At 49.4% G+C, this 11,732-nt stretch carries 17 protein-coding genes; 12 read left to right on the top strand and 5 right to left on the bottom strand.

Annotation, left to right across the window (positions count from 1 at the left end):
- Window positions 1-285: 285 nt before the first annotated feature.
- From P1P89_10275 to P1P89_10220, 12 genes are all read left to right on the top strand, one after another.
- Window positions 286-1,143: an Mrp/NBP35 family ATP-binding protein gene (locus tag P1P89_10275; protein ID MDF1591889.1), complete on the top strand. Its 858-nt coding sequence runs from the start codon at window positions 286-288 to the stop codon at window positions 1,141-1,143.
- Between the two features lie 80 nt (window positions 1,144-1,223).
- On the top strand, window positions 1,224-2,072 hold the full coding sequence (locus P1P89_10270; protein ID MDF1591888.1) for an MBL fold metallo-hydrolase: 849 nt from the start codon (window positions 1,224-1,226) through the stop codon (window positions 2,070-2,072).
- Between the two features lie 211 nt (window positions 2,073-2,283).
- On the top strand, window positions 2,284-2,643 hold the full coding sequence (locus P1P89_10265; GenBank protein MDF1591887.1) for a DUF1847 domain-containing protein: 360 nt from the start codon (window positions 2,284-2,286) through the stop codon (window positions 2,641-2,643).
- A gap of 17 nt (window positions 2,644-2,660) precedes the next feature.
- On the top strand, window positions 2,661-2,828 hold the full coding sequence (locus P1P89_10260) for a DUF1847 domain-containing protein (protein ID MDF1591886.1): 168 nt from the start codon (window positions 2,661-2,663) through the stop codon (window positions 2,826-2,828).
- 21 nt (window positions 2,829-2,849) lie between these two features.
- Window positions 2,850-3,017, top strand: a complete 168-nt coding sequence (locus tag P1P89_10255; protein MDF1591885.1) for a hypothetical protein — start codon at window positions 2,850-2,852, stop codon at window positions 3,015-3,017.
- 13 nt (window positions 3,018-3,030) lie between these two features.
- Entirely contained in the window at window positions 3,031-3,246 is a 216-nt protein-coding gene (locus P1P89_10250; protein MDF1591884.1) for a hypothetical protein, read from the top strand.
- Window positions 3,243-3,809, top strand: coding sequence for an isochorismatase family protein (locus P1P89_10245; protein MDF1591883.1), 567 nt, complete (start codon window positions 3,243-3,245; stop codon window positions 3,807-3,809). Before P1P89_10250 ends, P1P89_10245 begins: the two co-directional genes overlap by 4 nt.
- Entirely contained in the window at window positions 3,806-4,417 is a 612-nt protein-coding gene (locus P1P89_10240) for an FmdE family protein (GenBank protein ID MDF1591882.1), read from the top strand. Before P1P89_10245 ends, P1P89_10240 begins: the two co-directional genes overlap by 4 nt.
- A 50-nt stretch (window positions 4,418-4,467) precedes the next feature.
- Entirely contained in the window at window positions 4,468-4,944 is a 477-nt protein-coding gene (locus P1P89_10235) for a PaaI family thioesterase (protein ID MDF1591881.1), read from the top strand.
- A 277-nt stretch (window positions 4,945-5,221) separates the two neighbouring features.
- Window positions 5,222-6,361 carry an ATP-binding protein gene (locus P1P89_10230; protein ID MDF1591880.1) on the top strand — a complete coding sequence of 380 codons (1,140 nt, stop codon included), beginning with the start codon at window positions 5,222-5,224 and terminating at the stop codon, window positions 6,359-6,361.
- Window positions 6,362-6,431: 70 nt separating this feature from the next.
- Window positions 6,432-6,563: a hypothetical protein gene (locus P1P89_10225; GenBank protein ID MDF1591879.1), complete on the top strand. Its 132-nt coding sequence runs from the start codon at window positions 6,432-6,434 to the stop codon at window positions 6,561-6,563.
- Window positions 6,564-7,487 (top strand): SDR family oxidoreductase, encoded by a 924-nt coding sequence (locus P1P89_10220; GenBank protein MDF1591878.1) that lies wholly within the window; start codon window positions 6,564-6,566, stop codon window positions 7,485-7,487.
- A 37-nt stretch (window positions 7,488-7,524) separates the two neighbouring features.
- Here P1P89_10220 and yedF read toward each other — a convergent pair whose 3' ends face one another.
- From yedF to P1P89_10195, 5 genes are all read right to left on the bottom strand, one after another.
- Window positions 7,525-8,121, bottom strand: coding sequence for a sulfurtransferase-like selenium metabolism protein YedF (gene yedF / locus P1P89_10215; protein MDF1591877.1), 597 nt, complete (start codon window positions 8,119-8,121; stop codon window positions 7,525-7,527).
- A gap of 33 nt (window positions 8,122-8,154) precedes the next feature.
- A complete protein-coding gene (gene selD / locus P1P89_10210) occupies window positions 8,155-9,204 on the bottom strand; it encodes a selenide, water dikinase SelD (GenBank protein ID MDF1591876.1) in 1,050 nt (349 codons plus the stop codon).
- Between the two features lie 224 nt (window positions 9,205-9,428).
- Entirely contained in the window at window positions 9,429-10,127 is a 699-nt protein-coding gene (locus P1P89_10205) for an ATP-binding cassette domain-containing protein (GenBank protein ID MDF1591875.1), read from the bottom strand.
- Window positions 10,124-10,819: an ABC transporter permease gene (locus P1P89_10200; GenBank protein ID MDF1591874.1), complete on the bottom strand. Its 696-nt coding sequence runs from the start codon at window positions 10,817-10,819 to the stop codon at window positions 10,124-10,126. Before P1P89_10200 ends, P1P89_10205 begins: the two co-directional genes overlap by 4 nt.
- Window positions 10,820-10,821: 2 nt before the next feature.
- A complete protein-coding gene (locus tag P1P89_10195; protein MDF1591873.1) occupies window positions 10,822-11,718 on the bottom strand; it encodes a substrate-binding domain-containing protein in 897 nt (298 codons plus the stop codon).
- Between the last annotated feature and the right edge of the window lie 14 nt (window positions 11,719-11,732).

Genomic DNA, 11,732 nt, shown 5'->3' with positions numbered 1-11,732 from the left:
AATTATCACGAATACTCTATTTAACTCAAATATCTACAGGAAATATCCACTTTAATCTGTTCGCCCAGAATTACTGGAGGATAATCCACCGGCTTGCATTCGCGATCTTTGTTTTGTATATAAACGCTTTGTGTTTAGTTATTCATGCGCATGCGGGATCCGGCATTCTCATCAACTGTTTTGGCGGCTCTCCGCTTTGCCGGGACCGAAATGGCATATCCAACTGATGATTTAGAATTCGTTTAAATAAGATTATCGATAGATGATAAGGAGGAGAGATTTCATATGGAAGCTCGCAAGAAAGGAACCGTTCAGATCCAATCCAAATCTGAAATGGAAAGATTAATCGCTCAAGCTGAGAAGGAAAAATCCGTAACAAATTCGCTGGGAAAAATAAAAAACAAATTGCTGGTCATGAGCGGCAAAGGGGGTGTCGGCAAAACCAGCGTGTCGGTCAATCTGTCCATAGCGCTTGCCAACATGGGATACCGGGTGGGGCTGATGGATGTTGACATTCATGGCCCGGATGTGCCGCGCATGCTCGGGTTAAACGGCATGCTGGACTTCGGAGAAAGCAACAAATTGAGCCCGATGCGCTATTCGGAAAATCTGAGGGCGGTTTCAATCGAATCGCTCATCGTCAATAAGGACGATGCCATTATCTGGCGGGGTCCCATGAAAAATTCCATCATAAAGCAGTTTCTGGGCGAAGTCGGCTGGGGCGATCTTGATTATCTGGTGATTGATTCTCCACCGGGGACCGGTGATGAACCTCTGACCATTGCCCAGACGATTTCGGATGTTAAAGCTGTTATCGTGACGACGCCCCAGGAGGTTTCCCTGGCCGATGTCAGGAAGTCCATTAGTTTTTGCAGGACAGTTAAAATGGAAATTCTGGGGCTTATTGAAAATATGAGCGGGTTTATCTGTCCTCACTGCAGCCAGGGGGTTGATCTCTTCGGCTCAGGTGGCGGGGAAAGAACCGCCAAGGCTGCCGGTATAAATTTTATCGGGAAAATTCCCTTTGATCCAAAGGTGGTCTCCTGTGGGGATGCCGGAGAATCTCTTCAGGAAAAATATGAGGGCTCCCCGACATCGGCGGCATTTGCAGAGATCGCCAGAAAGATAGCCGATATATGTTAACGCGATAGCTATTGCTGTGTCCCATGAGAAAGGCTGCCGATGGTGAATCAGGTGATAACAACATATAGGAGATGCTGAAAATGAGAATAGTCAAGGGCCGGGTGACGATTCTCACGGACAATGTAGTCCCGGGACGCAGTGAGGCGATCGGAGAGCATGGGTTCAGCGCGTATATCGAGACGGGGAATGGGAATTTTCTGTTTGATACCGGCAAGGGGAAAACAGTAGTTCACAACGCACTGGTCCTAAATAAAGATTTGACTGCAATCAATAAAATCGTACTCAGCCACGGCCATGGCGATCATGTCGGCGGCCTGCCGGATGTGCTTCGCATCCAGGGCAAAAAAAAGATGGACGTCTATGCCCATCCGGATATCTTTTTATATAAATTCAGGAAAAAGAATGAAAAAGAGACATACGGCGGCATACCCTTTACCAAAGGGTATCTTGAAAAAATGGGCGCCCGATTTATATTCAACGAAAATTATGTTGAAATTGAAGACGGCATATTCCTGACCGGAGAAGTCCCCCGCAAAACGCCCTTTGAAGGCGGCGATATGGGCGACCGCTTTGCGCGGCGCGACGGCAAGGTTATCCCCGATATCATTCAGGACGACCAATCCATGGCCATTCACACGGGAAAGGGACTGATGATCGTTCTGGGGTGCGCCCATGCCGGCATCATCAATACCCTCAACCATATCATCAAAAAGTCCGGCGTTGATAAAATCTACGGTATTATCGGGGGAACGCACATCGGGTTTTCCGGCGAGGTACAGCTCAGTGAAAGCATCAAGGCCTTAAGGTCCTATAACATTCAGCACCTGGTGCCCTCCCATTGCACCGGCCAGGCGGCAATCGCCCGCATCAAACAGGAATTTGAAGATATATTTCAGTTTTCCCATGTCGGCTTGAGTATGGAATTTTAGCCGATTCTGTTTGATTTTGGTATCGATGCCGTCGCCGGCACCCAGGTGGTGGATGCTGAACTGGTTTTGCGTTGTATCAGCGAGGGGGCAAACTTCAGGCAGATCCGGGGCGCGCGGCGGCTGACCATGATGCGATAACGACTTGGGAAATTCCTTTGGTTGTAAAGATAATTCCGATTGTGTTTAAATGCATATCTAAAAGGGAGATGTAATGAAAAATTCTGCTGCCAGGATCCCGCGATGCGCGGATTGTAAAATTGAAAAAAAGATATGTCGTCAGCCGGATGGTAAAGGACCGGCCTTTTGCCCAACCGTTAATTTAAGCAAAGTAGTTAAGGCCTCGCTCTCGGAATATGAAGAGGCCACGGTTAAAAACTTTGCAAGAAACGCCAGCATTCAGGAGGGCGAATGCTATGTCAATCGCGGCAAGGACAATCCCCATGTGCGCTATGCCATCAAGCCCCGCGTTCAGGAAACCATCGAGTTTGCCCATAAAATGGGTTATAAAAAGCTGGGGCTTGCCTTTTGCGGCGGCTTGAAACAGGAAGCAAAAATTTTATCGAAATATTGACGGCCCAGGGATTTAGCATGGCTTCAGTGGTGTATAAAGTCGGTAGAACGCCGAAAGAGTTTCTGGATCTGACTGAAGCACAAAAATGCAACCCCGGAAGTTTTGAGCCCATGTGCAGCCCCATCACACAGGCAAAGGTTTTAAATAGTATGAACACGGAGTTCAATATCATTTTCGGACTGTGAGTCGGCCATGATTCCTTGGTCATGCGTTATGCCGATGCCCTGTGTACGGTGCTGGTTGCCAAGGACCGGGTAACCGGCCACAATCCCCTGGCAGCCATTCAATTATATCAATCCTATTACAAGAAGCTGAAGGATGAAAAATTTGATAAAGGCGGCAGCGTGACCGTTTCGTCACAAGGAAGCCAATAACAAAGGAGGTTGTATGAGCGAAACAGGGACGATCGTTGATGAATGGAAAGCCGTAAAAGCACCGTCCCCGCCGGAATTAAAAGCGGTTACTGTTGATCCACAAACAACAGCGCTGGTGGTGATGGATATCCAAAAACAGAACTGCACCCTTGAAAAAAGACCCCGCGGCGTGACGTCCGTTCCCAAAACCGAAATGTTTCATATGACAGATGTCTGGAGAAAAAAATGAACCAGAAAAAACCGCAACTGCCGATGCCGGAGCCCATCACAGTGGATGTCAACAAAACCGCCGTACTGGTACTGGACGGCAGCATGCGCTGGGGCAACCCGGAGCTGCCGTGCAACCGGCTCATACCGGCCGTACCGAAATTTTTAGACCGGGCCCGGGAGGTGGGCCTGCCGATCATTTATACGGTTTCATTCCGAAATAAAGGCACACCGGAAGGAAAGGTATATACCGGTTTAAACCGGCGGCCGAACGAACCCGTCATCTATCCGGATGGGTTTGACAAGTTCACCGGCGGTGAATTACAGTCATATTTAAATCTCTTTAGCATCGATACGCTCATTATTACCGGGTATCGCTCCAACATCTCGGTATTGAATACCGCCACGAAAGCCACCCGGGAGTTAAATTACACCGCCGTTATACCCATAGACGGAATGACGGCCAAGACAGATTATGAACAGGCGTATACCCTGTTTCACTTTACGGTCCTGCCGGCCCAGGCGGCGGACCGGTTTCGATTTACCCTGCTGGATATGATTCATTTTACTGGAGATAAAATATGAGCGCCGAAAAAATTTTAGAAAGCCAGGAATGGCGGAAATGTATTGAATTTCACGGCCATACCTGTCCGGGAATTGCCCTTGGTTTTCGGGCGGCCAAAGCCGGGATAGAAGTTCTCAGAGAGAACAAAGCCTTGGACGAAGAACTGGTAACGGTTGTGGAAACAGACGCCTGCGATGCGGATGCCGTCCAGGTGTTGACCGGATGTACGTTCGGCAAGGGTAATTTTATCTATAAGGAGTACGGCAAGCATGCCTTTACGTTTTTCAGCCGTAATTCCCAAAAAGGATTTCGGGTGGTATTAAAGCCCGGCGCTTTTGAGCCGGATGAAAAGCATCGGGAGCTGATACAACGGATCAGACAAGGCACTGCCGACAAGAAAGATCAGGCTGAATATGATAAACTCCATTTTCAGCGGACCTGCGATGTTTTAAATAAGCCGATTGATCAACTTTTCAATATCAACGCAGTGGACGTGCCGATTCCGGAGAAGGCCAGAATCGTGTCGTCCAAAGTATGCGATCAATGCGGAGAACCGGCCATGGCGACCCGGATGACCGAAACCGACGGCAAATGGATTTGCCGTGGATGTCTTCAAATGCAAACATGAGATTACGGAATTTAACCCTGCAGCTGCGTAAAAGAGAGGAGACGGTTTTCATGGAGAAGAAAGCTTTTCAGGATCACTACCCGGACGACTACAGCCACTGCTACGGCTGCGGTCATTTAAACATCCGCGGGCACCAAATCAAAAGCTACTGGGACGGCGAAGAGACCGTCGCCGGCTTTACGCCGCAGCCTTATCATACGGCCATGCCCGGTTTTGTCTATGGCGGGTTGATCGCGTCGTTGATCGACTGCCACAGCACCGGCAGTGCGGCGGCGGCAGGGTATCGCGCCGAAGGCCGCGAAATGGGCACCGAGCCGCCGCTGCGGTATGTGACGGCCTCTTTGAAAGTGGATTACCTGCGGCCGACGCCGATGGGTGTCCCCTTGGAACTGCGGGGCCGGATAAAGGAGATCAAGGGGCGCAAGGTGGTTGTGGAGACCACCCTGTCGGCAAAGGGCGAAGTATGCGCCCGGGGCGAAGTGGTGGCGGTGCAGCTGCCTGAGAAAATGATGTCGAGAGGGGTATGAATGCCAGGCCCTCATTTAATGATGACCATGCCTTAAAACAGGTCATTATCATTGCCACACACATGCCTATATGATCTTTCCGGTCAGGTATAGCGGTTGTAGAAAAAACGTTCCGTTATCCCAACGTTTTTTCTACAACCGCTTATACTGCAATTCATTGTTTCGGAACTTTATTATGGAAAGCGGTATAAAATTATTAATACTTGATTTCTTGTTGCAACCATATTAATGTCCATCGTAAAAAACTCGCTTGTGTTTTGCGATGGTGATTAAAATAATGGATGAATATTATACCCGTTACCTTGAACCGTCGATCCGTGAGGATCTTCAACGTAAAATGGTCTTTGTCGGCGGTCCGAGGCAGACCGGCAAAACAACCCTTGCCAAACGCCTGTGTGGTCAGGCGGGTTCTGATCTTCTCACCCATTATTTGAACTGGGATGCGGCTGAAGATCGTGAAAACATCATCAAAGAAACATTTCCAACCAAGCCGGGGGTTCTGGTTCTGGATGAAATCCATAAGTATTCCCGTTGGCGGCAAATCGTCAAAGGCTTGTTCGACAAGAGAGGCGATGCGCTTCAAATACTGGTGACCGGCAGTGCCCGCTTGGACTTATACCGGCGGGGGGGCGATTCTCTTCAGGGACGCTATCATTTCTATCGTTTGTTGCCCCTGACCGTCGCAGAACTCAAGTCGCATACGGGCGATACGGTAAAAGATCTATTGATCTTTGGCAGCTTTCCTGAACCGTTCTTGATGCACTCCGAAACCCAGAGTCTTCGCTGGAGCAGAGAATACCGGTCGAGAGTCATTCGCGGGGATCTGGCCGAGCTGGAAAATGTTCAGGATTTGGGAATTATTGAAAAAATGGTGATACGTCTGCCGGATCTGGTAGGTTCTCCCCTTTCTTTAAACGCATTGAGAGAAGATTTACAAGTATCGCATCAGTCGATCTCGCGCTGGATCGAAATGCTTGAAAACTTATATATGGTATTCAGAATTTACCCTTTTGGCGCGCCTAAAATCAGAGCCGTAAAAAAAGAAGCCAAACATTATCATTTCGATTGGACCGTTATTCCGGATATGGGATTTCGATTTGAGAATCTGGTTGCCTGCCATTTGCTGAAATGGTGTTTCTTTCTTCAGGACACCCAGGGTCGTGATATCGAACTTCGCTATTTCAGGGATGTTGATAAAAGAGAAGTTGATTTTGTCATTATCGAAAATCGGAAGCCAACCCTCTTTGCTGAATGTAAAACTTCAGAAAAAGAGGCCAGCCGTTCATTGTTGTACCTCAAAAAGAGGTTCCCTGACGTTGATGCCGTCCAGGTTCTTCTTGAAAGAGATCTTGACCTTATGACCAAAGACGGAATCAGAATTTGTTCTGCTCACCATTTTTTAAAAGAACTGATTTAAACCTGTTTCTGGTTCCAATGGGATTGAAAACTGATTAATCGCGCGAACATTCCGGTAAATGTGAGTGTGAATGAAATTAGAAGGCGCAAAACGGTTTTTTAAGTACATTGCCGGCAAAGGCGAGGTTTGCGCCCGGGGCGAAGTGGTGGCGGTGCAGCTGACGGTAAAGATGATGTCGGCATTGATGCATAAAGGAGAATAGATGGACAGCAATAGCGTGCGATTCGACAATCGGGTGGCAGTGATTACCGGGGCCGGTGGGGGGCTTGGACGGGTCTATGCGTTGGATCTGGCCGGGCGCGGCGCCAAAGTGGTTGTAAACGATCTGGGCGGTTCCCGGGACGGTTCGGGTCAGGGCGCGGTGACGGCCGCCGACAGGGTGGTTGACGAAATCAGGGCCCTGGGCGGTGAAGCGGTTGCCAATTATGACACCGTAACCACACCGGACGGGGGCGATGGCATTGTCCAAACAGCGCTGGAAGCTTTTGGAAGAATTGACATCCTGATCAATAATGCCGGAATTTTGCGCGACAGAAGTTTTTTGAAGATGGAACCGGAAAACTGGCAGGCGGTCCTGGCGGTTCATCTGGACGGCGCCTTTTTTGTCACCCGGCCGGCCTTCAGGGAAATGAAGTTAAACGGGTATGGCCGCATCATTATGACGACATCGGCTGCAGGTCTTTACGGCAATTTCGGCCAGGCCAACTATTCCGCAGCCAAGATGGCCCTGGTGGGTCTTATGAATACCCTCAGGCTTGAAGGTCAGAAATATAATATCACCGTCAACACGGTGGCCCCTGCGGCGGGCACCCGCATGACGGAAGATATTCTGCCGCCGGACGTCTTTAAAAAAATGAAACCGGAGCTGGTGGCGCCCCTGGTGCTCTATCTTTGCAGCGAGGCGTGCCATGAGACCGGTGCGATTTTTAACGCCGGAATGGGGGGATTCAACCGGGCCGCCGTTCTGACCGGCCCCGGCATTCAACTGGGGGATCCTGAAAACCATCCTACTGTAGAACAGATTCAGGAAAATTGGGAACAGATCAATAGCCTGGAAGGGGCCAAGCCCATCAACGATGCAACCACGGCGATTTTTTCACTGGTTTCGCCGCCCGATCAAGGCTAAGAAAAAAACAAACGCGAAAGGTACGCCTTGGCGCGTCTTAGATGCTGATTACTTTATCAGCTAATTGCATAGAGGTAACGATATCCAACATATTGGTGGTATCACCAACTTGTTTTCGCTCCAACAAATTAAAATGATTGAGGCATGTGCCGCAGACAAGGATGCTGAGCCCCGCAGCTTCATATTCCTTTAAGACAGTTAAAGCCTCGTTTCCGTCGATGGTCAATTTAACCCCATTGTTGACAAATACAAGTCGCCATAAGTCGGGTCCCATCTCTTTGAGGGTTTTAACAAAACTTAGCAAAAGCTTTTTCCCCAATTCATCATCTCCGAAACCCATGCGATCTGTGGCCACCATTACCATGATTTTTCCCAAACCGGTTTCCGCTTTTTGGCCGGGTGTGCTTTCGGGCATTTTATCCGTATCACAGGTGCCAATGACCTCATAATCGGTCCCTCGCAAAGATACAGAAGCCTTAAATCCCTTGGATTCTAAAAATCGGATGACATTTTGTTTGGCAGCCTCATTGTCAACTACGACCATGACCGAATCCAAATCTTCTTGCTCCAAAGTCGCTTTTATTTGAAGAACCGGCGCCGGGCAGGCAAGACCGCGGGCATCAAGTTTTTTCATTTTTTACCTCCTGAAAAACTACCGTCTGTTTTTTTAAACCACGACTATCTTTCCTTTTGGTTCAGAGACGACTTCTCCAATTATGGTTGCACGATCAATCCCATTGTTTTTTAAATCGTTGACCAGGGCATCAGCGCAAACAGCGTCTATACAAATCAGCAACCCCCCGGACGTTTGCGTATCAAAAAGAATATCTTGTGAGGTTCGATCAACAGTTGATGAAATGTCCACCATCGTTTCTCGATATTTTCGATTTTTATAAGCGCCGGCGGGAATAAGTCCCATCTGAGCATATTCATCAGTCCCCGGTATTATCGGCATCTTATGACTATCAATCTTAATTCCAAGTAATGAGCCTGCGAGCATCTCGGCCATATGTCCCAGCAGGCCAAAGCCGGTGATATCCGTACAGGCATGCACCGGATATTTTTGCATTACTTGGGCGCTTTTTTGGTTGAGTGTCGCCATAATCCTGGTTACGGTTTCCGTTATATCGGGAGAAGCAATTCCTGCCTTGATTGCGGTGTTAATGATTCCCGTGCCAAGCGGCTTGGTCAAAATGAGTTTGTCGCCGAGTATAAGGTTATTTTTCCTGATAATCTTATCGGGATGAATAAACCCGGTGACGGACAATCCGTATTTGAGTTCGTTATCTTCGATGCTGTGGCCGCCCAGCAAGACAACTTGGGCCTCCCGCATCTTGTCTATGCCCCCCTTAATAATTTGGCGCAGAATCGATATGTCCATTTTATCCGCTGGAAAGGCCACCAGATTCATTGCAGTTTTCGGAATTCCGCCCATGGCATAAATATCGCTCAGTGCGTTGGCGGCAGCAATTTGTCCGAACCAATAGGGTTCATCAACAATCGGCGTAAAAAAATCAACGGTTTGAACGATGGCGAGCGCATCATTTATTTTGTATACACCGGCATCATCGATGCTGTCCAATCCCACGATGACATTTGCATCCGTAGGAAATTCCATTCCACATAGCGCCCGGTCCAGGTCCCCTGGAGCAAGTTTAGATGCTCACCCGGAACCTTTCACGGTTGTTGTAAGGCGAACTGGTTTTTCTTTCATCATGTTTGCACCTTTTTAAAAATCTTTAAATGGAACCGGCTCCTTGCGTTATGATAGAATAAATCCCCCGGCTCAAGTAGTTTGTACTCGTTTTCATTAAAAAATGATATGTTAAAATAAGATCTGTGTCAAAACGAAAAAGCCAATATAATCAATGAAACCATAGATATATTCAATATGTTTTCCGGTGAAAATTTTATAGCAAGTCACGTTTGCAATTTAGGCAATCATTTTGCGCTGATGGGTGAATGGTAAAGATTAGATTCAGGCGAATTGGTGGTAATCTTTCCGCTGTTTAGAAACACAGTCTGCTGGGCCAGGGCGGCCGCCTGGGTCCGGTCGTGGGTTGTAAATAAAATGGTAATTTTTTTCTGTTCATTGATCTGTTTGAGAATACGGAGGATGATGGCCTGATTCTCCTCGTCGACATTTGCGGTAGGTTCGTCACATAATAAAACTTTGGGTGAAACGGCAAAGGCGCGCGCCAGCGCCACCCGCTGGGTTTCCCCTCCTGACAGGCGGTGGGCCAGGGCCTGGGCAAAGTCCAGCATGCCGACCATTTCCAGCGATGCGGTGATCATGCGCTCCCGCTCGCTTTTGGCGATCTGCCTGACCTTTAATCCGAATTCCAGATTTTTATAAACGGTGGTGGTGAAAAGAATCGGATGCTGATCCACGATCACGACCTCTTTGCGAAGCGCCTGCAGGGCAGGTTCTGTGAACTGAACCGAGCGAGAACAAAACTGAACACTGCCGCCTGTGGGCGGGTCCAGAAAACCGAGAATGTTCAGCAAGGTGGTTTTGCCGGCGCCGTTGGGACCCATCAGGGCGTAGATCTTTCCCGGGTCGATTTCCAAAAAGGGAATATCGAGAACCGTCCGGTTGCGGTATGTTTTTGTCAGCTGCGAGAGACGATACAAGGTCACCGGTCGTATCTCCCCTGAAAGAAGTTAAATAGTAGATTTAAACCGAAACTGATGCTGAGCAAAATAATTCCCAGCGCCACCGCCAGGACAAACTGGCCTTTGTCATATTCCAGGGCCATGGCGGTGGTCATGGTGCGGGTAAAGCCCCTGGCGTTGCCCCCCAGCATCATGCTGATGCCCACTTCGGCGATGACCCGGCCGAAGGACGCCACCAGCGCGGCGACAATCCCAAAACGGGCTTCTCTGAAGATAACACCGGCGGTCTGCAGGCGATTGGCGCCCAGGGTCATTGCGGTCTTGCGGTAGCGTTCATCGATCCGGCTGATGGCGGCGATGGTAAAAGTCGCCACAATCGGCAGGACCAGGATAACCTGACCGATTACCATGGCCTTTTGGGTGTAGAGCAGGTCCAGGGCGCCGAAGATGCCCCTTCTGGAGATAAAGGCGTAAACAAAAAGCCCGATGACAACGGTGGGGAGCGCCAGCAGGGTGTTCAGCAGGGTGATGATCAGCCGTTTTCCCGGAAATGTTTCAAATGCCACGAAAAATCCCAGGGGAACTCCCAGCACCCCTGCAAACAGCGTGGAGGCGGCGCTGACCTTGAGGGAAACCGCAACAATGTTCATCATTTCCGCATCCAGCGAAAGGATCAGGTTGATTGCGGAAAGAATGCTGTCAATTATAAGATTCATCGTTACTTTACCGCGTCCGGAAAAAACAACTGTTTTCCCAGCATCTTGTAGTTTGCGATTACAGATTGACCTCTTGGGGACACGAGCCATTGGGCAAACTGTTCGGCCAGATCAGATTTGACATGGGGATATTTGGCCGGGCTTACCGGAATAACGCCATAGGGGTTGGCCAGATCATCGCCGCCTTCGCACAGGATTTCAAGATCGAGCTTGGCGCCCTTGCCGTATTTATAGCTGATGTACGTGCCCCGGTCGGTCAGGGTGTAGGCCTGCTTTTCATCGGCAAATGTAATGGTCTTGCCCATCCCCTGCCCGATGGAAAGATACCATTTTTCGGACCCTTGGGGGACGATGAAGCTGATGGTTCTTTTGTTGCCGCCGCTGACCACTTCAACACGCTGGGTGGCGGCGGCAACGCCGCTGGATTTCCACAGCGCCTGTTCCTTGCCGTGGGTGCCGCTGTCGTCCCCGCGGGAGATAAACAGCGCATTGGCAGCGGCGATTTTTTTCAATGCCGCGGCAGCATCCTTGAGCTCCTTAACGCCGGCCGGATCTTTGGGGGAACCGATGATGACAAAATCATTGTGCATGACGCCATAGCGTTTGGTGCCGTAACCGTCAGCCAAAAACTTATCCTCTCTTTCGCGGTCATGAACGAATATGACGTCCACATTGCCGTCCATGCCGTCGCGGATGGCGGCACCGGTGCCTTTGGCAAAGACTTTCACCTGAATGCCGGTATCCTTTTCCAGCGCAGGCAAAAGGACATCCAGCAAGCCTGAAGCCTGGGTGCTGGTGGTCGTCGACATTTTAAGGATTTTATCCTGGGCGGTGGCTGCGGCCGGCAGCGTCAAGAGAACCAACAGGGCCAACCATAAACATAAAGAACGCGGTTTCATGATCTTTCTCCTTT

The sequence above is a fragment of the Desulfobacterales bacterium genome (genome assembly GCA_029211065.1).
Classification (GTDB): domain Bacteria; phylum Desulfobacterota; class Desulfobacteria; order Desulfobacterales; family JARGFK01; genus JARGFK01.
Note: the sequence above shows the minus strand (reverse complement) of the source record. Positions and strands in the feature narration are given on the sequence as shown.